The sequence below is a fragment of the Geobacillus sp. FSL W8-1251 genome (genome assembly GCF_038005945.1).
Lineage (GTDB): Bacteria > Bacillota > Bacilli > Bacillales > Anoxybacillaceae > Geobacillus > Geobacillus stearothermophilus.
Window position 1 is genome coordinate 2,673,392 of sequence record NZ_JBBOUF010000001.1, and the last position, 21,667, is coordinate 2,695,058.

General features: G+C 56.1%; 21 protein-coding genes. 18 read left to right on the top strand and 3 right to left on the bottom strand.

Annotation, left to right across the window (positions count from 1 at the left end; genetic code table 11):
* The first annotated feature begins 3 nt into the window (after positions 1-3).
* Positions 4-897, top strand: coding sequence for a polyprenyl synthetase family protein (locus tag NSS88_RS14100; protein ID WP_061580534.1), 894 nt, complete (start codon positions 4-6; stop codon positions 895-897).
* Here the strand turns inward: NSS88_RS14100 and NSS88_RS14105 are convergent.
* Positions 894-1,049, bottom strand: a complete 156-nt coding sequence (locus NSS88_RS14105; RefSeq protein WP_160331341.1) for a hypothetical protein — start codon at positions 1,047-1,049, stop codon at positions 894-896. The two genes, NSS88_RS14100 and NSS88_RS14105, sit on opposite strands and share 4 nt — an antisense overlap.
* 70 nt (positions 1,050-1,119) lie before the next feature.
* Here NSS88_RS14105 and dxs point away from each other — a divergent pair, with 70 nt between their 5' ends.
* The 6 genes from dxs (at position 1,120) to spo0A (ending at position 8,811) form a co-directional block, all read left to right on the top strand.
* The gene (gene dxs / locus NSS88_RS14110) at positions 1,120-3,012 is read left to right on the top strand and encodes a 1-deoxy-D-xylulose-5-phosphate synthase (RefSeq protein WP_061580535.1); all 1,893 of its coding nucleotides are present in this window, start codon (positions 1,120-1,122) and stop codon (positions 3,010-3,012) included.
* Positions 3,013-3,016: 4 nt separating this feature from the next.
* Positions 3,017-3,865, top strand: a complete 849-nt coding sequence (locus NSS88_RS14115; RefSeq protein WP_341085114.1) for a TlyA family RNA methyltransferase — start codon at positions 3,017-3,019, stop codon at positions 3,863-3,865.
* An 80-nt stretch (positions 3,866-3,945) separates the two neighbouring features.
* Complete coding sequence (ahrC, locus tag NSS88_RS14120; protein ID WP_033016443.1) at positions 3,946-4,395, top strand: transcriptional regulator AhrC/ArgR; 450 nt, start codon at positions 3,946-3,948, stop codon at positions 4,393-4,395.
* A 141-nt stretch (positions 4,396-4,536) separates the two neighbouring features.
* Positions 4,537-6,258, top strand: a complete 1,722-nt coding sequence (gene recN / locus NSS88_RS14125; RefSeq protein WP_033009423.1) for a DNA repair protein RecN — start codon at positions 4,537-4,539, stop codon at positions 6,256-6,258.
* A 187-nt stretch (positions 6,259-6,445) separates the two neighbouring features.
* Positions 6,446-7,741: a SpoIVB peptidase gene (spoIVB, locus tag NSS88_RS14130; RefSeq protein WP_081106590.1), complete on the top strand. Its 1,296-nt coding sequence runs from the start codon at positions 6,446-6,448 to the stop codon at positions 7,739-7,741.
* Positions 7,742-8,031: 290 nt separating this feature from the next.
* Positions 8,032-8,811 carry a sporulation transcription factor Spo0A gene (spo0A, locus tag NSS88_RS14135; protein ID WP_049626131.1) on the top strand — a complete coding sequence of 260 codons (780 nt, stop codon included), beginning with the start codon at positions 8,032-8,034 and terminating at the stop codon, positions 8,809-8,811.
* 128 nt (positions 8,812-8,939) lie between these two features.
* Here the strand turns inward: spo0A and NSS88_RS14140 are convergent, their stop codons facing one another.
* Positions 8,940-9,092, bottom strand: a complete 153-nt coding sequence (locus NSS88_RS14140) for a YycC family protein (protein ID WP_064502501.1) — start codon at positions 9,090-9,092, stop codon at positions 8,940-8,942.
* A 110-nt stretch (positions 9,093-9,202) separates the two neighbouring features.
* On the opposite strand from NSS88_RS14140, the gene NSS88_RS14145 reads away from it, so the two are divergent.
* Entirely contained in the window at positions 9,203-9,931 is a 729-nt protein-coding gene (locus NSS88_RS14145) for a glycerophosphodiester phosphodiesterase (protein WP_033009425.1), read from the top strand.
* 58 nt (positions 9,932-9,989) lie between these two features.
* Here the strand turns inward: NSS88_RS14145 and NSS88_RS14150 are convergent, their stop codons facing one another.
* Positions 9,990-10,238 carry a DUF2627 domain-containing protein gene (locus tag NSS88_RS14150; protein WP_033009427.1) on the bottom strand — a complete coding sequence of 83 codons (249 nt, stop codon included), beginning with the start codon at positions 10,236-10,238 and terminating at the stop codon, positions 9,990-9,992.
* Positions 10,239-10,372: 134 nt separating this feature from the next.
* Between NSS88_RS14150 and yqiS the strand changes: the two genes are divergently transcribed.
* The 10 genes from yqiS to NSS88_RS14200 all read left to right on the top strand — a co-directional run bounded on the left by yqiS (position 10,373) and on the right by NSS88_RS14200 (position 21,637).
* Entirely contained in the window at positions 10,373-11,272 is a 900-nt protein-coding gene (yqiS, locus tag NSS88_RS14155; protein ID WP_055358017.1) for a phosphate butyryltransferase, read from the top strand.
* Positions 11,273-11,292: 20 nt separating this feature from the next.
* Positions 11,293-12,396, top strand: coding sequence for a leucine dehydrogenase (locus NSS88_RS14160; RefSeq protein ID WP_033009431.1), 1,104 nt, complete (start codon positions 11,293-11,295; stop codon positions 12,394-12,396).
* A gap of 54 nt (positions 12,397-12,450) precedes the next feature.
* Positions 12,451-13,533 (top strand): butyrate kinase, encoded by a 1,083-nt coding sequence (gene buk / locus NSS88_RS14165; RefSeq protein ID WP_055358018.1) that lies wholly within the window; start codon positions 12,451-12,453, stop codon positions 13,531-13,533.
* Positions 13,534-13,595: 62 nt separating this feature from the next.
* The gene (lpdA, locus tag NSS88_RS14170; RefSeq protein ID WP_055358093.1) at positions 13,596-15,017 is read left to right on the top strand and encodes a dihydrolipoyl dehydrogenase; all 1,422 of its coding nucleotides are present in this window, start codon (positions 13,596-13,598) and stop codon (positions 15,015-15,017) included.
* Between the two features lie 67 nt (positions 15,018-15,084).
* A complete protein-coding gene (locus NSS88_RS14175; protein ID WP_061580537.1) occupies positions 15,085-16,080 on the top strand; it encodes a thiamine pyrophosphate-dependent dehydrogenase E1 component subunit alpha in 996 nt (331 codons plus the stop codon).
* A gap of 16 nt (positions 16,081-16,096) precedes the next feature.
* A complete protein-coding gene (locus NSS88_RS14180) occupies positions 16,097-17,080 on the top strand; it encodes an alpha-ketoacid dehydrogenase subunit beta (RefSeq protein WP_055358020.1) in 984 nt (327 codons plus the stop codon).
* Positions 17,081-17,117: 37 nt separating this feature from the next.
* Positions 17,118-18,461, top strand: coding sequence for a dihydrolipoamide acetyltransferase family protein (locus NSS88_RS14185; RefSeq protein WP_049626385.1), 1,344 nt, complete (start codon positions 17,118-17,120; stop codon positions 18,459-18,461).
* A 118-nt stretch (positions 18,462-18,579) separates the two neighbouring features.
* The gene (locus NSS88_RS14190; RefSeq protein ID WP_049625108.1) at positions 18,580-19,557 is read left to right on the top strand and encodes a YncE family protein; all 978 of its coding nucleotides are present in this window, start codon (positions 18,580-18,582) and stop codon (positions 19,555-19,557) included.
* Positions 19,554-20,228, top strand: a complete 675-nt coding sequence (locus NSS88_RS14195) for a response regulator transcription factor (RefSeq protein ID WP_049625109.1) — start codon at positions 19,554-19,556, stop codon at positions 20,226-20,228. Before NSS88_RS14190 ends, NSS88_RS14195 begins: the two co-directional genes overlap by 4 nt.
* A 2-nt stretch (positions 20,229-20,230) precedes the next feature.
* Entirely contained in the window at positions 20,231-21,637 is a 1,407-nt protein-coding gene (locus NSS88_RS14200) for a sensor histidine kinase (RefSeq protein ID WP_049626386.1), read from the top strand.
* Positions 21,638-21,667: the final 30 nt, after the last annotated feature.

Consider the following 21,667-nt stretch of genomic DNA (forward strand, 5'->3'; position numbering starts at 1 on the left):
GCGGTGGCGCAGCTTTCAGTTGAACAGTTTCTCAACGAGCAAAAACAGGCGGTGGAAACAGCGCTCTCCCGTTATATAGAGCGCTTAGAAGGGCCGGCGAAGCTGAAAAAGGCGATGATGTACTCATTGGAGGCCGGCGGCAAACGAATCCGTCCGTTGCTGCTTCTGTCCACCGTTCGGGCGCTCGGCAAAGACCCGGCGGTCGGATTGCCCGTCGCCTGCGCGATTGAAATGATCCATACGTACTCTTTGATCCATGATGATTTGCCGAGCATGGACAACGATGATTTGCGGCGCGGCAAGCCGACGAACCATAAAGTGTTCGGCGAGGCGATGGCCATCTTGGCGGGGGACGGGTTGTTGACGTACGCGTTTCAATTGATCACCGAAATCGACGATGAGCGCATCCCTCCTTCCGTCCGGCTTCGGCTCATCGAACGGCTGGCGAAAGCGGCCGGTCCGGAAGGGATGGTCGCCGGTCAGGTAGCCGATATGGAAGGAGAGGGGAAAACGCTGACGCTTTCGGAGCTCGAATACATCCATCGGCATAAAACCGGGAAAATGCTGCAATACAGCGTGCACGCCGGCGCCTTGATCGGCGGCGCTGATGCCCGGCAAACGCGGGAGCTTGACGAATTTGCCGCCCATCTAGGCCTTGCCTTTCAAATTCGCGATGATATTCTCGATATTGAAGGGGCAGAAGAAAAAATCGGCAAGCCGGTCGGCAGCGACCAAAGCAACAACAAAGCGACGTATCCAGCGTTGCTGTCGCTTGCCGGCGCGAAGGAAAAGTTGGCGTTCCATATCGAGGCGGCGCAGCGCCATTTACGGCACGCCGACGTTGACGGCGCCGCGCTCGCCTATATTTGCGAACTGGTCGCCGCCCGCGACCATTAAAAGCGGAACGGCCGCCCTTGCTTCGGAGCAAGGGCGGCTGTGTTGCTTTTTTGCTTCCGCCCCATGATAGGTCTTTCATCTTCGCGCCGCGGCCATACAGTGGCGCCAAGGCCGGCGTTGGCGGCAAAAGTCGATTTTTCGCGGCGAATCATGTATAATAATACTACCTGTATTCTAGGGAATCGGCTCGGAGAATGACCGAATGAAAGCGAGTGATCTCATTTGGATTTGACGAAAATTGAACATCCGCGCGTGTTAAAAACGATGTCCATTCCGGAACTGAAACAGTTAAGCGCCGAGATTCGGCGGTTTTTAATTGAAAAGCTGTCCAAAACGGGAGGACACATCGGCCCAAATTTAGGGGTCGTCGAGCTGACGATCGCCCTGCACCGGGAGTTTGACAGCCCGAAAGACAAACTCATTTGGGATGTCGGGCATCAAACGTATGTGCATAAAATTTTGACGGGGCGCGCTGCTGAGTTCGACACGCTCCGCCAGTACAAGGGGTTGTCCGGCTTCCCGAAGCGGAGCGAAAGCGAGCACGATGTCTGGGAAACAGGCCATAGCTCAACGTCGCTGTCGGCAGCGATGGGCATGGCGATCGCCCGCGATTTAAAAGGGACGGATGAATACATCGTGCCGATCATCGGCGACGGGGCGCTCACCGGCGGCATGGCGCTCGAGGCGCTCAACCATATCGGCCATGAAAAAACGGATATGATTGTCATTTTAAATGACAACGAAATGTCGATCGCCCCGAACGTCGGGGCGCTGCACAACATCCTCGGACGGTTGCGAACAGCCGGCAAATATCAGTGGGTGAAAGATGAGCTTGAATTGTTGCTCAAGCGCATCCCGGCGGTCGGCGGCAAGCTGGCGGCCACGGCCGAACGTTTGAAAGACAGTTTAAAATACTTGCTCGTTTCCGGCGTGTTTTTCGAAGAGCTCGGGTTTACGTATTTAGGACCGGTGGACGGTCATGATTTTGAGGATCTGTTTGAAAATTTGCGTTATGCGAAGAAAATGAAAGGTCCGGTGCTCGTGCATGTGATCACGAAAAAAGGGAAAGGCTACAGTCCGGCGGAAAACGACAAAGTGGGAACGTGGCACGGCACCGGCCCGTACAAAATTGAAACTGGTGCGTTTGTGAAAACGAAGGAAGCCGGGCCGTCGTGGAGCGCGCTTGTCAGCGAAACGGTGCGCCGGCTCGCGCGCACGGATCCGCGCATCGTGGCCATTACGCCGGCGATGCCGGTCGGATCGAAGCTGGAAGGGTTTGCAAGCGAATTTCCGGATCGGATGTTTGATGTCGGCATTGCCGAACAGCATGCGACGACGCTGGCGGCCGGGCTGGCGACGCAAGGGATGAAACCGTTTTTGGCCATTTATTCGACGTTTTTGCAGCGCGCGTACGACCAAGTCGTCCATGACGTATGCCGGCAAAACTTAAACGTCTTTTTCGCCATTGACCGCGCCGGGCTTGTCGGCGCCGACGGCGAAACGCACCAGGGGGTGTTTGACATCGCCTTTTTGCGCCATGTGCCGAACTTGGTGCTGATGATGCCAAAAGATGAAAATGAAGGCCAGCACATGGTGTATACGGCTATCCGCTACGATGACGGGCCGATTGCCATGCGTTTCCCGCGCGGAAACGGCCTGGGCGTTCCGCTTGACGAGGAGCTGAAAGAGATTCCGATCGGCACGTGGGAAGTGTTGCGCGATGGCCGCGATGCGGCGATCTTGACGTTTGGGACAACGATCTCCATGGCGCTTGAGGCTGCCAACCAATTGGCGAAAGAAGGTGTCTCGGTCAAAGTCGTCAACGCCCGCTTTATTAAGCCGATGGACGAAGCGGTGCTGCTTGAACTGCTCGAAAGCCGCCTGCCGATTTTGACGATCGAGGAAGCTGTGCTACAGGGCGGCTTTGGCAGCGCCGTGCTTGAATTTGCCCATGACCGCGGCTACCATCAGGCGGTGATCGAGCGGATGGGCATCCCTGACCGGTTTATTGAGCACGGAAGCGTCAGCGAGCTGCTGCGCGAAATTGGGCTGACAGCCGCGCATATCGTTGACCGCATTAAAACGATGGCGCCAAGAAAACAGAAAAGGGCTTGAGACGATGAAAGGGAAAAAAGAACGGCTCGATGTGCTGCTTGTTGAACGCGGGCTGGCGGAAACGCGTGAAAAAGCGAAGCGGGCGATCATGGCCGGCCTCGTCTACTCGAACGACATCCGGCTCGACAAGCCCGGAGAGAAAGTGCCAACGGATATCCCGCTTGAAGTGAAAGGCAACCCGCTCCCGTACGTCAGCCGCGGCGGCTTGAAGCTCGAAAAAGCGTTGCGCGAATTTCAGATCAGCGTTAAAGGAAAAATTGTCCTCGATATCGGCGCCTCGACCGGCGGCTTCACCGATTGCGCCTTGCAGCATGGAGCGAAACTGTCCTATGCGGTCGATGTCGGCTACAACCAGCTTGCCTGGAAGCTGCGTCAAGATGAGCGCGTCGTCGTCATGGAGCGGACGAACTTTCGCTACGCGACGCCGGATTTGTTTACAAAAGGGCTGCCGGAAGTGGCGGTCATCGATGTGTCGTTTATTTCACTTCAGCTCATTTTGCCGGTCGTCAAGACGGTCATCGTTCCAGGCGGCGATGTTATTGCGCTTGTCAAACCGCAGTTTGAAGCAGGGAAAGAAAAGGTTGGCAAAAAAGGAATCGTCCGCGATCCGGCCGTTCATCGCGACGTGCTGGAGTCGATCGTTCAGTTTGCCTGCGCGGAACGGTTCGATGTTCTTCATTTGTCGTACTCGCCGATCACCGGCGGCGACGGCAATATCGAGTTTTTGCTTCATGCCGTCTATTCCGGCGAAGAGCGGGAAGGCGAAAACCGGCTCGCCAAGCCGATTGCAGACGTCGTCAGCGAAGCGCACGCCCGCCTCAGCCTTAAAGAGGGGGAAGAAAACGGCGCCTAAGCAACCGTCGGAAAGAAGTCCCGCCCCCAGCCGGACGGAGCCGCGACTGCGCATCTTAGGGAACGAGGAGGTGGCGCGATTTGAACAAAGGGCAAAGGCATATTAAAATTCGCGAGATTATCATGAACAACGACATCGAGACGCAAGACGAGCTGGTCGACCGGCTGAGGGAAGCCGGCTTCAACGTCACACAGGCGACCGTCTCGCGCGACATTAAGGAGATGCAGCTTGTCAAAGTGCCGATGGCCAACGGCCGCTATAAGTACAGCCTTCCGTCCGATCAGCGCTTCAACCCGCTGCAAAAACTGAAGCGGGCGCTCGTTGACGTGTTCATTAAGCTTGACGGAACCGGAAACTTGCTCGTGCTGCGGACGCTGCCGGGCAACGCCCACGCCATCGGCGTTCTGCTCGATAACTTGGACTGGGACGAAATCGTCGGTACGATTTGCGGCGACGATACGTGTTTAATCATCTGCCGGACGCCAAAAGACGCCAAAAAAGTGTCGAACCAGCTGCTGTCCATGCTTTAACCGAGGACCGGCCCGACTTTCCTCTGCGTCAGAGAGAGGAACAAACGGGGACGGTCCTTTGTTGGGATGTGAACACGTGTTTTATCATTAAGGCAGCCTGGACAAGGCAGGCGCCATTCCAGCGTTCAAGGGGAGGATGGAATGCTCGCTGAACTGTCGATTAAAAATTTCGCGATTATCGAATCGCTCTCGTTGTCGTTTGATAAAGGGCTGACGGTGTTGACGGGCGAAACAGGGGCCGGCAAGTCGATCATCATCGACGCCATTCATTTGCTCATCGGCGGGCGCGGTTCGTCTGAGTTCGTCCGTTTCGGCGCAGAGAAGGCCGAAATTGAAGGGCTGTTTTTGCTTGATGACGACCGCCATCCATGCTGCCAAAAATGTGCGGACATTGGCGTTGATGTCAGCGATGGGATGGTGGTGCTCCGCCGCGACATTTTGGCGAGCGGCAAAAGCATCTGCCGCATCAACGGCAAGCTCGTCACCACCGCCGTGCTGCGCGACATCGGTTCGACGCTCGTCGATATTCACGGTCAGCATGAGCATCAAGAGCTGATGGATCCATCCCGTCATCTGCCGCTTCTCGATGAGTTTGGCGGCGCGGAAACGGCGGCGGCGCTGGCGCGTTATCGCGCTCTGTATGAAGAGCGTGAAGCGTTGGTAAAAAAGTTGAAAAAGCTGAGTGAAAATGAGCAGCAAATGGCGCATCGGCTCGATTTGCTGACGTTTCAGCTGCGCGAAATCGAACAAGCCGGGCTCGAGATTGGCGAAGACGAGCGGCTGATGGAAGAAAAAGTGCGGATTGTGAATTTCCAAAAAATTTATCAAGCCATTCAGCATAGCTACGAAGCGCTCGCCGGCGAAGGACGCGGCTTGGATTCGGTCGGCCAGGCGATGGGCCATCTCGAGGACGTCGCTGCGATGGACGCGGAACTTAAAGAGGCGCATGAAATGGTGGCCAACAGCTACTATTTGCTCGAGGAAGTCATGTATAGGCTGCGCGACCAACTTGAGGAGCTTGAATACGACCCGATGCGGCTTGACGCCATTGAAAGCCGCCTCGCGGAAATCCAGCAATTAAAACGGAAGTACGGAGCGACGATCGCCGATATTTTGCAGTATGCCGAAGCGATCGCCGAAGAAATCGAGACGATTGAAAACCGCGACATGCATGTGCACGACCTCGAGCGGCAGCTTGCCGACGTGACCGGCAAATTGCTTGCCGAGGCGAAAAAGGTGACCAGCATCCGCCAGGCGTACGCCCGGCAGCTGATTGAGCGCATTCAGCAAGAATTGAAAGATTTGTACATGGAAAAAACGCAGTTTGACATCGTCTTCGCCAAACGCGAAGGTCCGCTCGACGCCCCGCTGGTCGACGGCGTGCCGGTCAAATTTGCGGAAGACGGCATCGATGTTGTCGAATTTTACCTGTCGACGAACGTCGGCGAGCCGCTGAAGCCGCTTGCCAAAACTGCTTCAGGCGGCGAGCTGTCGCGCATTATGCTCGCATTGAAGACGATTTTTTCGAAACACCAAGGCGTGACATCGATTATTTTTGATGAAGTCGACACCGGCGTCAGCGGCCGGGTCGCCCAGGCGATCGCCGAAAAAATTTACCGTATCGCCAGCCAGTCGCAAGTGCTTTGCATTTCCCACCTGCCGCAAGTCGCCGCCATGGCGGACACGCATCTGTTGATCGTGAAGGAAACGGACGGAACGCGGACCAAAACGGCCGTGAAAAAGCTCGATGAGGAGGAGAAGGTGAAGGAAATCGGACGGATGATTTCCGGCGTGGAGATGACCGAACTGACGAAGCAGCATGCCAAAGAGCTGCTCGAGCTGGCGGCGAAAATGAAGCGATAGCCTTGCTGTCCGTCCCCCGTCGGGCCGTTGCCCCCGCTGCGAGGCAATGGGCTGCCCGGATGAAAGTCCATCCAATCCGGGCAGCTTTTTTTATAAGCGTTGCGATTATATTTTCCCCTGTTCAGGCAAAATTAAAACTGTAACCGTTTTTGTATGGTGTAGGCGGGAGCGAGGAGAGTGAACGACATTGAAGAAAGAAATGGCCCGAAACATAGCAGGAGTGCTTCTCCTAGGCATGCTGATGGCGATCGGTTTTGCCAAACCGATGAAAGAATATTGGCAAATTCCAAAGCAGCTTGTGCTGTTTGAAGGCGATACGGTCGAATTTCGGGCGTCAGCCCTTCCGGTGCAAGCGGCCGTCCATGACCGAAACGCTCCCGAAACGCTCAATGTTGAGCAAAAAAACGGTTCGTGGTCTGTAAAGGCGAAACAGCGCGGAGAAGAAACGTTGGTTTTGCAGGTCGCCGGAATGCCGATTAAACAAGTGGATGTCAACGTGCTACCGACGCTGAAAGTCATCCCCGGCGGGCAATCGATCGGCGTCAAACTCAATACGGTTGGGGTGCTTGTGGTCGGCTACCACTTAGTCGAAACAGAAAACGGAAAGAAGTCCCCGGGGGAGGCGGCCGGCATCCAAATCGGCGACGTGATCACCGCCATTAACGGGCAAAAAATTGAAAACATGAGCGATCTCTCCCCTTTCATTGAGGAAGCCGGCAAAACCGGAAAACCGCTTCATCTCACCATTCTGCGCGATCAGCACTCCGTCACAGCGAAGCTCGTTCCGCTGAAAGACAAGCATGACGACGTGTACCGCATCGGCTTGTATATCCGTGATTCCGCCGCCGGCATCGGGACGATGACGTTCTATGACCCAAAATCGAAAACGTACGGTGCGCTCGGCCATGTCATTTCCGACATGGATACGAAAAAGCCGATTTTGGTGCAAAATGGGCAAATTATGCGCTCGACCGTCACCTCCATTGAAAAAGGGACGAGCGGCAATCCAGGCGAAAAGTTAGCCCGCTTCTCCGATGGCGAAGAGATGATCGGCACGGTGACGAATAACAGTCCGTTTGGCATTTTTGGTAAACTGACAAAGCCATTGCCGGACAGCCCATTCACGAAACCGATTCCGATCGCTTTGGCCAGCCAGGTGAAAGAAGGACCGGCAACAATATTGACAGTGGTCGAAAACGACAAGGTGGAGCAATTTGATGTTGAAATTGTCAGCAACGTTCCACAAAAGTTTCCAGCCACAAAAGGACTCGTCATCCGCGTCACCGATCCGCGCCTGCTCAAGAAAACGGGCGGCATCGTTCAAGGCATGAGCGGCAGCCCGATCATTCAAAATGGCAAACTTGTCGGTGCGGTGACGCATGTGTTTGTCAACGATCCGACATCGGGATACGGCGTCCATATTGAATGGATGCTGCAAGAAGCAGGAATCGATCTATATGGCCGTCAAAAAAAGGCGAGCTGACCGCGAGTCAGCTCGCTTTTTTTGCAGCCCAAAAATTTTTCAAAAAAGACGGCAAATATTTTGCCGATTGGGCATAGATATTTGGTGAAACATCCGTTAAAATGGAACATGTAAAGATTTTTCGACAAATACATGGTTAAAAAAACGAATATTGTCTAAAGAGCTCATTTTTTGCTATAATTTTTATTTTGCATTAATTTGTGAAAAAGAAAAGGATTTTTTGCTGCTGTTGTCGAATGTACGTTAACGGAAAGTTACATAGGAAGAAAATGTGGGGGAGGACGATCAAGTTGAGCATTAAAGTGTGTATTGCCGACGATAATCGCGAATTGGTGTCATTGCTTGATGAATATATTTCGAGCCAGCCGGACATGGAAGTGATCGGCACGGCGTACAACGGCCAGGACTGCCTGCAGATGCTTGAGGAAAAGCGGCCGGATATTTTGCTGTTGGACATCATTATGCCGCATTTGGACGGACTGGCTGTTTTGGAGAGAATCCGCGCCGGCTTCGAACATCAGCCCAATGTCATTATGCTGACGGCGTTCGGCCAGGAAGACGTGACGAAAAAGGCGGTTGAACTCGGGGCTTCCTATTTCATTTTAAAGCCGTTTGACATGGAAAACTTAGCCCACCATATTCGGCAAGTTTACGGTAAAACGACGCCGGTTGTGAGGAAAGCAGCCCCGGCGCCCCAAGTGCGCGACAACAAGCCGAAAAACTTGGACGCGAGCATTACGAGCATCATCCATGAAATCGGCGTTCCAGCCCACATTAAAGGCTATTTGTATTTGCGCGAGGCCATCGCCATGGTCTATCACGACATCGAGCTGCTCGGCTCGATCACGAAAGTGCTGTACCCGGACATCGCCAAAAAATACAACACAACGGCAAGCCGGGTCGAACGGGCGATCCGCCATGCGATCGAAGTCGCCTGGAGCCGCGGCAATCTCGACTCGATCTCATCGCTGTTCGGCTATACGGTCAGCGTCTCGAAAGCCAAACCGACCAACTCCGAATTCATCGCCATGGTGGCCGACAAACTGCGGCTTGAGCATAAAGCGTCATAAAGGGCGGAACGCGGTGAAGGCAAAAGAGGCGGGCCGAAAAAGCGGTTGACCGGCTTTTTGGCGCCGGCCTTTTTTGCGGCCGGGCGCCTACTCGAAACGCCAAGCCACCCGTTGATGAGGGCGGGCCGCTACGGTTCGTCATGCTCTGTTTCCTTTTTCTCAAGTTCGAGCAATTTTTTCATCAAAATATGCGGCGGCATGTGCATCACTTGCTCGATCGGCACGCCGAGCGCTTTTGCCAGCTTTTGCGCCGTCTCCAAGGAAATTTTCAGCGGCTGCATCATCTTCCCCTCCAGTGCCTCATACATTACTTTTAGTATAACCGATCACTGCCGCATTCGGCCAGCTTTGTCGGCCAAATGGCGAATTATATGGGAAAGGAAGAAACGGCATGACATATATTTTTGCCCACCGCGGAGCGGCGGGAACCCACCCGGAAAATACGATGGCAGCGTTTGAAGAAGCGCTGAAGGCGGGGGCGGATGGCATTGAGCTCGATGTGCAGCTGACGAAAGACGGCGAACCGGTCGTCATTCATGACGAAACGGTCGACCGGACGACGGACGGCAGCGGCTGGGTCAAAGACATCCTATACCGCGAACTCCGCAAGTTCAACGCAGCAGCGAAATGGGACGGCCGTTACGGCCATTGCCCGATTCCCCATCTCGAGGAAGTGCTCGCCTGGCTGGCGCCGACACGGCTTTTAGTCAACATTGAGCTGAAAAACAGCCTCGTGGCTTATGAAAGGCTTGAGCAAAAGGTGATCGCCGTTGTGCGCCGCTATGGGCTCGAGAACCGGACGATTTTCTCATCGTTCAACCATAACAGCATGCGTCTTTGCCGCCAGTTGGCGCCGGAGATCGAAACGGCGCTTCTTTATATGGAGCCGCTCTATGACCCGTGGACGTATGTGCAGGCGATGAACGCAGGCGGGGTGCATCCGTACCACCGAACGGTGACGGCGGACTTCGCCGCGGATGCGCGGCGCCGCGGCGTCGCAGTCCGGCCCTTTACGGTGAACAAGCCGAAAACGGCGAAGACGATGTTCGCCTATAAAGTGGATGCGATTTTCACCGACTATCCGCGTCAAGCGAAGGAATGGAAAGAGAAAACGCCTTAACGAAAACCGTTAAGGCGTTTTTTGGCTTTCCTTGAAATAGATGGTTTCCAATTCCGAATCAAGGCGTTTTTCGTTTTCGTTGAAAACGCGCCTGCACTTTGTTCCGTTTTCGGTCGCGGTGCAGCAAAAACCCGCCAATAAACGCCAACCCGGCTGCAAACAGCACAAGCCCGGCGAGAAATTGCAGCCATAAGGCGGCAAACGGCGGCTGCATGATGCCAAACAACGCATCGCGCATCCATTTAATGCCGAGCGCCGCCGCCAGCCCCGGAACGACTAAAATGAACAGCGCAATCATTCGCCCCATCGCGATCGCGTCCCTTTCCTAGCAGAAATCACTTCACCGATTATCATAACCGTTATCCGTCATTTGTCAAGGAACGAAAAAGCGGGTATGATAAAACTGCCTCGACGGATTGGCAGAAAAGGTTGGTGCAGACGATGAAGTCGAACACATTAATCGAGGAAGCAAGTCAATGTCAAGGTCGGACGGTGGCCGTGGCCGCCGCCGAGGATGAGGAAGTGATCGAAGCGGTGGCGATGGCGCTCGAGCATCGCCTCGGCCGGTTTGTGCTGTACGGAGACCGGGAGCGAATCGGACGGTTGCTCAAAGAAAAAGGGGGGGCGCGTTTTGCCGATGTCGACATCGTTCACACCAATTCGGTCGCCCAAGCGGCCGAACTGGCGGTGCGCGCCGTTCATTTGAATGAAGCAGATGCCTTAATGAAAGGGCACGTACCGACGGCAACCTTGCTGAAAGCCGTCTTGAACAAAGAATACGGGCTGCGCACAGGAAAGGTGTTGTCCCATGTCGCGGTGTTTGACGTGCCGGCGTTCGAACGGCTGATCATCGTGACCGACGCGGCCATGAACATCGCCCCCGATCTCGAGCAAAAAGTGCAAATTGTGAACAATGCCGTCAGCGTGGCGCGTTCCATCGGCATCGAGCGTCCGAAAGTCGCGGCGCTGGCGGCGGTGGAGACGGTCAATCCGGCCATGCCGGCAACCGTCGATGCAGCGGCGCTCGCGATGATGCAAAAGCGGGGACAAATCGAACATTGCCTGCTTGACGGGCCGCTTGCCTTGGACAATGCAGTGTCTATGACGGCGGCGAAGCATAAACGAATTGAAAGCGAAGTGGCTGGACAGGCTGATATTTTGCTCGTGCCGGACATTGAATCCGGCAACATGTTGTACAAGTCGCTCGTCTACTTTGCAAAAGCCAAAGTCGGCGCGGTCATCGCCGGGGCGAAGGCGCCGATCGTCTTGACGTCGCGCGCCGACTCGGCGGAAAGCAAACTGTATTCGTTGGCGCTCGCCATCTGTTCGGCAGTGAAATGAAAAGAAGGAGGCCATCTGAGATGGAATTGTTCAAATATATGGAAACTTACGATTATGAGCAAGTGCTGTTTTGCCAAGATAAAGAATCGGGTTTGAAAGCGATCATTGCCATTCATGACACAACGCTCGGCCCGGCGCTCGGCGGGACGCGCATGTGGATGTACAATTCGGAAGAAGAAGCGCTTGAAGACGCCTTGCGCCTCGCCCGCGGCATGACGTACAAAAACGCGGCCGCCGGCCTCAACTTGGGCGGGGGCAAAACGGTCATCATCGGCGACCCGCGCAAAGATAAAAACGAAGCGATGTTCCGGGCGTTCGGCCGCTTCATTCAAGGGCTGAACGGCCGCTACATCACGGCGGAAGACGTCGGCACGACCGTCGCCGATATGGATATCATCTATCAAGAAACCGACTATGTCACCGGCATTTCGCCCGAATTCGGCTCATCCGGCAACCCATCGCCGGCGACCGCCTACGGCGTATACCGCGGCATGAAGGCGGCGGCAAAAGAGGCGTTCGGCAGCGATTCGCTCGAAGGAAAAGTCGTCGCCGTCCAAGGAGTCGGCAATGTCGCGTATCATTTGTGCCGCCATTTGCACGAAGAAGGAGCGAAACTCATCGTGACTGACATCAACAAGGAAGCGGTGGCGCGCGCGGTCGAGGAATTCGGAGCGAAAGCGGTCGACCCGAACGACATTTACGGCGTGGAGTGCGACATTTTTGCTCCATGCGCGCTCGGCGGCATCATCAACGATCAAACGATTCCGCAACTGAAAGCGAAAGTGATCGCCGGATCGGCGAACAACCAGCTGAAAGAGCCGCGCCATGGCGACATCATCCATGAAATGGGCATCGTCTATGCCCCGGATTATGTGATCAACGCCGGCGGCGTCATCAATGTCGCGGACGAACTGTACGGCTACAATCGGGAACGGGCGATGAAAAAAATCGAGCAAATTTATGACAACATCGAAAAAGTGTTTGCCATCGCCAAGCGCGACAACATTCCAACGTATGTGGCCGCCGACCGGATGGCGGAAGAACGGATTGAAACGATGCGCAAAGCGCGCAGTCAATTTTTGCAAAATGGTCACCATATTTTAAGCCGCCGTCGCGCCCGCTAACAGCGGCGCGGGGCGGCCTCCGCCCCGCCGGCGGATGACGGAGGGACGACAACGATGCAAGAGCAGAAGTTCCGCATTTTAACGATCAATCCAGGTTCGACGTCAACGAAAATCGGCGTCTTTGAAAACGAACGGCCATTGCTCGAAAAAACGATCCGCCACGAGGCGGAGGTGCTTCGGCAATATAAAACGATTGCGGATCAGTATGAGTTTCGTAAACAAACGATTTTGCAAGCTCTCGATGAAGAAGGGATCAATTTATCGAAGTTGAACGCCGTCTGCGGCCGCGGTGGACTCCTCCGCCCGATCGAAGGCGGGACGTACCGCGTCAATGAGGCAATGCTTGAAGATTTGCGCCGCGGTTATTCGGGACAGCACGCCTCCAATCTCGGCGGCATTTTGGCGCATGAGATCGCCTCGGCCTTAAACATCCCGGCGTTTATCGTCGACCCGGTCGTCGTCGATGAGCTTGAGCCAATCGCCCGGATCAGCGGCTTTCCGCTCATTGAGCGGCGCAGCATTTTCCACGCCCTAAACCAAAAAGCGGTCGCGCGCCGCGTCGCCAAGCAGCTTGGCAAGCGGTATGACGAACTGAACTTGATCGTCGCTCATATGGGCGGCGGCATCACGGTCGGCGCCCATAAGCAAGGGCGGGTGGTGGACGTGAACAACGGGCTTGACGGCGAAGGCCCGTTCAGCCCGGAGCGTGCCGGGACGGTGCCGGCCGGCGATTTGGTGGCGCTATGCTTCTCGGGCGACTACTATCGCGAGGAAGTGATGCGCATGCTCGTCGGTCAAGGCGGACTTGTCGGGTATTTGGGCACGAACGATGCGGTGAAAGTCGAGAACATGATCGAAGCCGGCGATGAAAAGGCCAAGCTCGTCTATGAGGCGATGGCGTACCAAGTGGCGAAAGAAATCGGCGCGGCAAGCGCCGTATTGGCGGGCAAAGTGGACGCCATCATTTTGACCGGCGGGTTGGCGTATGGCAAATCGTTTGTCGAACGAATCACTCGCCGCGTGCAATGGATCGCCGATGTCATCGTCCATCCGGGCGAAAACGAACTGCAGGCGCTTGCCGAAGGGGCGCTTCGCGTCCTGCGCGGCGAAGAAGAGGAAAAAACGTATTCAGGGTGAAGCGGCTTCGCCGGTTTCAGTCCGGCATTGATGCGGCAACGGATGAGAAAGGGGAAGACAAGATGGCAAAAGAATACGATGTCGTCATTCTCGGCGGCGGCACAGGTGGCTATGTGGCCGCTATTCGCGCCTCGCAGCTCGGCTTGAAAACGGCGGTTGTCGAAAAAGGGAAGCTCGGCGGCACGTGCCTGCACGCCGGCTGCATTCCGTCCAAAGCGCTGCTCCGCAGTGCGGAAGTGTACGCGCAAACGAAAAATAGCGAGGCGTTTGGCGTCATCGCCGGTGATGTGCGCCTTGATTTCGCGAAAGTGCAGGCGCGCAAAGCGACGATTGTCGACCAGCTCCATAAAGGTGTGCAGCATTTGATGAAAAAAGGGAAGATCGATGTGTACGCCGGCATCGGCCGCCTGCTCGGCCCGTCGATCTTTTCCCCGCTGCCGGGGACGGTGTCGGTTGAGATGAACGACGGCAGCGAAAACGAAATGCTTGTCCCGAAATTCGTCGTCATTGCCACTGGTTCGCGGCCGCGCACGCTACCGGGGCTTGAGCCGGACGGCGAATTCGTGATGACATCGGATGAGGCGCTGCAAATGGAGGTGCTTCCGTCGTCTATCTTGATCGTCGGGGGCGGCGTCATCGGCATGGAATGGGCGTCGATGCTCAACGATTTCGGTGTGGAGGTCACCGTGCTTGAGTATGCCGATCGCATTTTGCCGACAGAAGATGAAGATGTCTCAAAAGAAATGGAAAAACTGCTCCGCCGCCGCGGCGTCAACATCGTCACAGGGGCGCGGGTGCTCACGGAAACGCTCGAGAAAGGAAACGGCGTCACGATCCAAGCGGAGCATCAAGGCGAGCGGAAAACGTTTGCGGCCGACAAGATGCTCGTTTCCATCGGGCGTCAGGCGAACATTGAAGGAATTGGTCTTGAAAACACCGAAATTGTTGTGGAGAAGGGATATATTCAAACAAACGAGTTCGGCCAAACGAAAGAATCGCACATTTACGCAATCGGTGATGTCATCGGCGGCCTGCAGCTGGCCCATGTCGCTGCCCATGAAGGGATTGTCGCCATTGAGCATTTGGCCGGGCGCAATCCAGCGCCGATTGACTATTCGATGGTGCCCCGCTGCATTTACACCCGTCCAGAAGCGGCGGCGGTCGGCTTAACCGAACAAGAGGCGAAAGCGAAAGGCTATGATGTCAAAATCGGCAAATTTCCGTTTAAAGCCATTGGCAAGGCGCTTGTGTTCGGTGAGGCGGAAGGGTTTGTGAAACTCATCGCCGACCGGAACACGGACGATCTGCTTGGCGTCCATATGGTCGGGCCGCACGTGACCGATTTGATTTCCGAAGCCGGGCTCGCCCGCGTGCTTGATGCAGCTCCGTGGGAAGTGGCCCATGCGATCCACCCGCATCCGACGCTGTCAGAGGCCATGGCGGAAGCGGCGCTGGCGGTCGATGGCAAAGCGATTCATTTTTAGTTCGTGGCGGCATGAGCTTGGCGCGTGATCATTGGTTGACTATGTGAATCTAAGGGAGGTTGTTGTGATGGCGCAAAACCGTCATCAAGCGCTCGGATTAAGCGATGACACGGTGTTGGAAATGTATGAAACAATGCTTCTCGCCCGCAAGCTCGATGAGCGGATGTGGCTGTTAAACCGCGCCGGAAAAATTCCGTTCGTCATCTCGTGCCAAGGGCAGGAAGCGGCGCAAGTCGGCGCGGCGTTCGCCCTCGATCGGACGAAGGACTATGTACTGCCGTACTACCGCGATATGGGGGTTGTGCTGACATTTGGCATGACGGCGAGAGAATTGATGCTGGCGGCGTTCGCCAAGGCGGAAGACCCGAACTCCGGAGGCCGGCAAATGCCTGGCCATTTCGGGCAAAAGAAAAACCGGATCGTCACCGGCTCCTCGCCCGTGACGACGCAAGTGCCGCATGCGGTCGGCTTTGCGTTAGCGGCGAAAATGGAAAAGAAAGATTTTGTCACTTTTGTCACCTTTGGCGAAGGGTCGTCGAACCAAGGCGACTTCCATGAAGGGGCAAACTTCGCCGGTGTTCACAAGCTTCCGGTCATCTTCATGTGCGAAAACAACCAGTACGCCATTTCCGTGCCGATTTCGAAACAACTCGCGTGCGAAAAAGTGTCCGACCGCGCTGTCGGTTACGGCATGCCGGGCTATACGGTCGACGGCACCGATCCGCTTGAAGTATACCGCGTCGTCAAGGAAGCGGCCGACCGCGCCCGCCGCGGCGAAGGGCCAACGTTGATTGAAGCGGTGACGTATCGGCTGACGTCGCACTCGTCGGATGACGACCATCGCGTCTACCGGACGGAAGAAGAGCTCGCCGAGGCGCGCGCCAAAGACCCGATCATCACATTTGCCAACTATTTGAAAGAAACGGGCGTTTTGACCGATGAACGGGATGAAGAAATTCAAGCGCGCGTCATGAAGGAAGTGAACGAAGCGACCGACTACGCGGAGAAGGCGCCGTACGCCGAGCCGGAGCACGCGCTTCGCTACGTGTATGCCGAGGAGTAAGGGAGGGGATTTGACGATGCCTGTTATTTCCTATATTGATGCGGTCACGATGGCAATTCGCGAAGAGATGGAGCGCGACCCGCGCGTGTTTGTGTTAGGAGAAGACGTCGGCCGAAAAGGCGGAGTGTTCAAAGCGACGCAAGGATTGTACGAGCAGTTTGGCGAAGAGCGCGTGATTGATACGCCGCTTGCCGAATCGGCGATCGTCGGCGTCGGCATCGGCGCGGCGATGTACGGTCTGCGCCCGATCGCGGAAATTCAGTTTGCCGACTTCATCATGCCGGCGGTCAACCAAATCATTTCGGAGGCGGCGCGCATTCGCTACCGCTCGAACAACGACTGGAACTGCCCGATCGTCATCCGCGCCCCATACGGCGGCGGTGTTCACGGTGCTCTGTACCATTCTCAATCGGTGGAAGCGATTTTCGCCAACCAGCCGGGGCTGAAAATCGTCATGCCGTCGACGCCGTATGATGTAAAAGGATTATTGAAAGCGGCGATTCGCGATGAAGATCCGGTGCTCTTTTTCGAGCATAAACGCGCCTATCGCCTCATTAAAGGAGAGGTGCCGGAAGACGACTACGTATTGCCGATCGGCAAAGCTGATGTCAAGCGTGAAGGAGAGGACATCACGGTCATCACGTACGGGCTGTGCGTCCATTTTGCCTTGCAGGCGGCCGAACGCGTCGCACAAGACGGCATTTCCGTCCATCTGCTCGATTTGCGCACCGTCTACCCGCTTGACAAAGAAGCGATCATCGAAGCGGCGAGCAAAACGGGGAAAGTGCTGCTTATTACGGAAGACAATAAAGAAGGCAGCGTCATGAGCGAAGTCGCCGCCATTATCGCGGAGCATTGTTTGTTTGATCTCGACGCGCCGATTATGCGCCTCGCCGGCCCGGACGTTCCGGCCATGCCGTATGCGCCGACGATGGAAAAATTCTTTATGATCAATCCAGAAAAAGTCGAAAAAGCGATGCGCGAATTAGCGGCGTTTTGAGGCGAAGACATTGCAGCCAAGATAGGAGGGTATCGATGTGGCCATCGAACAATTGACGATGCCTCAGCTCGGGGAAAGCGTCACGGAAGGCACGATCAGCAAATGGCTCGTTTCCCCGGGCGACAAAGTGAACAAATACGACCCGATCGCTGAAGTCATCACCGATAAAGTGAGCGCGGAAATTCCGTCGTCGTTTGCCGGCGTCATCCGCGAGCTGATCGCCAAAGAAGGGGAGACGCTCCCAGTCGGCGCGCCGATTTGCACGATCGAAGTCGAAGGCGCTGCACCGGCTTCGGAAGCGAAGCCGGCGGATGAAGCGCCGAAAGCAGAAGACAACGCCAAGCCAGCCGCTCCGAAAAAGGCCGGCCGGGCAAACAACGGCCGCTATTCGCCGGCCGTGCTCCGCTTGGCTCAGGAACACGGCATTGACCTCGAACAAGTCGAAGGCACCGGCCTTGGCGGGCGGGTGACGCGCAAAGATTTGCTGAAGCTCATTGAGTCCGGCCAAATTCCGAAAGCGGGAGCGGCACCGGCGGCGGAACAAGCGGCGCCAAAAGCGGAACCGAGAACGGAACAACCGGCCACAGCCGCCGCGGCGGCTCAACCGTCTGCCGCGGCCGCGCCAACTGCGCCGCAAGTAGCGCCGGTCAAACTAGCGGCCCCGAACGTCGAAGCCGGAGCGGGCGACATCGAAATTCCGGTCACCCCGGTGCGCAGAGCGATCGCCGCGAACATGCTCCGCAGCAAACACGAAGCGCCGCACGCTTGGACGATGGTCGAAGTCGACGTCACCGATCTTGTCGCCTACCGCGATGCCATCAAAGACGAGTTCAAGCGGCGTGAAGGCTTCAATTTGACGTATTTCGCCTTCTTCGTCAAGGCGGTCACCCAAGCGCTGAAAGAATTCCCGCAGCTGAACTCGACGTGGGCGGGCGATAAGATCATTCAACGCAAAGACATCAACATCTCGATCGCCGTCGCGACGGATGACGCCTTGTTCGTGCCCGTCATCAAGCACGCCGATGAAAAAACGATCAAAGGCATCGCCCGTGAAATCGCTGAACTGGCGGCGAAAACGCGCGCCGGCAAACTGCGCCCGGAAGACATGCAGGGCGGCACGTTCACCGTCAACAACACCGGCGCGTTCGGCTCGGTGCAGTCGATGGGCATTATCAACTACCCGCAAGCGGCCATTTTGCAAGTGGAAACGATCGTCAAACGACCCGTCGTCAAAAACGGCATGATCGCCATCCGCGACATGGTCAACTTATGCTTGTCGCTTGACCACCGCGTCTTGGATGGCCTCATTTGTGGACGCTTCCTTGCCCGCGTCAAAGCGATTTTGGAAAATATGAACAAAGACAACACGCCGATTTATTAACGGTTCCCCCATCGCCATCGGTTGGCGGTGGGGTTTTTGCATGGCGCGATTTCAAACTTCTCTCACAAATGTGAGGTATAATGGGGGCAGAAACGAATAGGTGAAGGAGAAACTCGAGATGAAACGAGAGAGCGTATGGATGCTGTTGTGTTTGTTCTTTATGCTAAGCGGCTGCGCGAAGACATCGTTTCCTCCGATCGCTGATTCGCTGTCGGTCGTCATCAGTCTCGATGTCAAAGCGGAAACGGTCACCTTTTTGAACGCGAAAAATGGCGGCAAAATCGCCCGCTGGAACATTGATCAGCCGTTTCAAGGCGGGGTGTTGAGCCCAGACGGCCGGACGCTTTTTTTGTACGGGCGGGATCTTGACGGGGTCTATCGGTACGATCTCGCGACCGGGAAGCTGCTTGGCGAATGGAAAATAGGAAGCGGCATTGTGAGCGCTGCTCCATCTCCGGATGGCCGCACGTGGTTTTTTGGCGACAGCACCCATCACGCGGTGCGCGTTGTGAGCCGGGACGGGAAAGAAATCGCCCGCCTTTCGGTCGGACGCTCCCCGATGACGCTGCTGGTCAATCGCGCTGGAACGAGGTTGTATGTGATCGATTTTCAAGACGAACGGACGTGGATCATCGATGTGGACCGCCGCCGCGTCATCCGTTCGTTCGCCGTGCCGAAGTTCGCCTTGGGCGGAGTGGTGCGCGAGCGACAAGAGGAGCTGTGGGTCGGCGGGCACGGCAGCGGAAGCCGTGTGGAAACGAACATTCATGTCTACTCACTGCAAGACGGCCGCTTGCTCCGGACGATCGCCGCTCCGGTCATGCCGGTCGATTTCGTCGAAACAGGCCGCGGCGTGTTTGTGCTAAGCCATGGCTCCAACACAGTTTACCAATTTTCCCTAGATGGAAAGAAACTCGCTTCGGCGTCTGTCGGCGCCAATCCATTTGCGATGGAAGCGGCGTTCGGTCGTTTGTATATCGCGAGCTATGACAGCGATGAAATCATCGTGGTCGATGAGGCGACGTTGCGTCCGCTTGTCCGTTGGAAGACGGGAGACGGCCCGCTGCAACTATTCATTCGGGAGGGACGAACATGAGCGAACGAACCGTTTTAATCGTCGATGATGAAGAAGAAATGCGCCTGCTCGTTGGCATGTATTTGGAAAACGCCGGCTTTCGCTGCCTCGAAGCAGGGGACGGGGAAGAAGCGCTGGTGCTGCTTTCGCAACATCCGGTTGATGCCGTGCTGTTGGACGTCATGATGCCAAAACAGGACGGATTCGCCGTCTGCGCCCGCATCCGCGAGCAGTCGGACGTGCCGATTTTGTTTTTGACCGCGCTTGGCGAAGAATGGGACAAAGTGAAAGGATTGAAGCTGGGAGGCGACGATTACATCGTCAAACCGTTCAGCCCGGGAGAGCTCATCGCCCGCCTTGAGGCGGTGTTGCGCCGGGTGCAGCGTGTCCGCGAGCACGACGGACGGCTGCAATTTGGCGACCTTGTCATCGACGAAAAAGGCCGAACCGTGACCGTTGGCGGCAAACCGGTGAAATTGACGTTGAAAGAGTTTGAGCTGTTGCTGTTTTTGGCGAAGCACCGCGGTCAGGTGTTCAGCCGCGACGACTTGCTCGTCAAAGTGTGGGGATATGATTATACAGGAAACGCTCGCACGGTCGATACGCATGTGAAAACGCTGCGCATGAAGCTGAAAGACGCCGCTCGCCATATCCAAACCGTCTGGGGCATCGGCTACAAGTTTGAGGGATGAACATGAAACGGCTTCGGTTAGGACAAAAACTATGGCTGTCGATCGGCGCCGCGGTCGTGGTGACGCTGGCGTTTTCTTTTGGTCTTCTCAATTATTTTTACCGGACGGTGTACATGAAAGAAGTTGAGCGAACGTTGATCGCGGAAGGGACGAGCCTCGCCCGCGACTATCGCGGCGGGGCGGTGACGGAGGCATATCGCCGTCAAATCGAATGGTATGACGAAAAATCAACGGCCACGATCTTATTGATTGACAACCCGCGCGAACTGAGCGCCTGCTTTCCGTTTCCGGTCCACTATGACGCGTTAGTCAGCGGCCGCGACCGGGAAACATTGTTAGCCGGGAAGCCTGTTGTCAAAACGGGATACGAAAAGCGGTTCGGCCGCCGCGTGATGGCGGTCGTCGTTCCGCTTTTGGACGGCAAGCGGCTTGAAGGAGCGATTTACTTGTATTTGCCGTTAGCCGACGTTCAGGAAGCAACGAAGCGGGCGGCCGCCGCGTTTTGGCCGTTGGCCGCCATATTCGCCGCCGCGCTTTTGGTTGTCGGCCGACGGATGGTGCGGCAGATGACCGAGCCGCTGCAGGCGATGGAACAAGCGGCAGAACGCATGGCGGAAGGACGCTACGAAGCGGACATCCCCGTGCGGAGCGATGATGAAATCGGCCGCCTGGCGGAGGCGTTCAACCAAATGGCGGACGCCATTGCTAAAGAAGACGAGCGGAAGCGCGAGTTTTTAGCGAACGTCTCGCATGAGCTGCGCACGCCGCTCAGCTATATGAAAGGATACAGCGAAGCGCTCCTTGCTGGCCTCGCGAAAACGAAGGAAGAAGAAAAGGCGTACCTTCGCCTCATCCGCCGCGAAACGGAGCGGATGGAGCGGCTGGTGCGCGATCTTCTTGACCTGGCGCGCCTTGAAGGGCAAAGCGTGCCGCTCGAGCGCGCGCCGGTGGCGTTCGCCCAAGTGATCGAAGATGTCATCGCCACGTACGAACCGATCGCCGCGCAAAAGCGGATCGAGCTGGCGTGCGAGTTGGACTATGACATCATCGTCAACGGCGACGCCGACCGGCTCGAACAAGTCGTGCGCAACTTGCTTGACAACGCCATCCGCTACACCCCAGAAGGCGGTGTGGTGACGGTGCGGCTTTCCCGCTTTTCGGAAGCGGAAGGCGAGCTTGTCGTCCAAGATACGGGCAAAGGCATTCCAAAAGACCAGCTCCCGTTTCTCGGCCAGCGCTTTTTCCGCGTCGATCGCGCCCGCACTCGCAAAGAAGGCGGCACCGGCTTGGGGCTTGCCATCGTCAAACAAATCGTCTCTCTTCATGACGGCGCGATTTGGTTCGACAGCGACCTTGGACGCGGGATGACCGTATTCGTCCGCCTGCCGCTCGTTCGGGAAGAGGAATAAACATCGTTCAAGATACAGGAATGGATGGTG

Coding starts and splice junctions, on each gene's coding strand:
- NSS88_RS14105 (WP_160331341.1), bottom strand. CDS start 1,049: ATGATTCGCCGCGAAAAATCGACTTTTGCCGCCAACGCCGGCCTTGGC.
- NSS88_RS14115 (WP_341085114.1), top strand. CDS start 3,017: ATGAAAGGGAAAAAAGAACGGCTCGATGTGCTGCTTGTTGAACGCGGG.
- recN (WP_033009423.1), top strand. CDS start 4,537: ATGCTCGCTGAACTGTCGATTAAAAATTTCGCGATTATCGAATCGCTC.
- NSS88_RS14140 (WP_064502501.1), bottom strand. CDS start 9,092: ATGCAGCCGCTGAAAATTTCCTTGGAGACGGCGCAAAAGCTGGCAAAA.
- NSS88_RS14145 (WP_033009425.1), top strand. CDS start 9,203: ATGACATATATTTTTGCCCACCGCGGAGCGGCGGGAACCCACCCGGAA.
- NSS88_RS14150 (WP_033009427.1), bottom strand. CDS start 10,238: ATGGGGCGAATGATTGCGCTGTTCATTTTAGTCGTTCCGGGGCTGGCG.
- yqiS (WP_055358017.1), top strand. CDS start 10,373: ATGAAGTCGAACACATTAATCGAGGAAGCAAGTCAATGTCAAGGTCGG.
- NSS88_RS14160 (WP_033009431.1), top strand. CDS start 11,293: ATGGAATTGTTCAAATATATGGAAACTTACGATTATGAGCAAGTGCTG.
- buk (WP_055358018.1), top strand. CDS start 12,451: ATGCAAGAGCAGAAGTTCCGCATTTTAACGATCAATCCAGGTTCGACG.
- lpdA (WP_055358093.1), top strand. CDS start 13,596: ATGGCAAAAGAATACGATGTCGTCATTCTCGGCGGCGGCACAGGTGGC.
- NSS88_RS14175 (WP_061580537.1), top strand. CDS start 15,085: ATGGCGCAAAACCGTCATCAAGCGCTCGGATTAAGCGATGACACGGTG.
- NSS88_RS14180 (WP_055358020.1), top strand. CDS start 16,097: ATGCCTGTTATTTCCTATATTGATGCGGTCACGATGGCAATTCGCGAA.
- NSS88_RS14190 (WP_049625108.1), top strand. CDS start 18,580: ATGAAACGAGAGAGCGTATGGATGCTGTTGTGTTTGTTCTTTATGCTA.
- NSS88_RS14195 (WP_049625109.1), top strand. CDS start 19,554: ATGAGCGAACGAACCGTTTTAATCGTCGATGATGAAGAAGAAATGCGC.
- NSS88_RS14200 (WP_049626386.1), top strand. CDS start 20,231: ATGAAACGGCTTCGGTTAGGACAAAAACTATGGCTGTCGATCGGCGCC.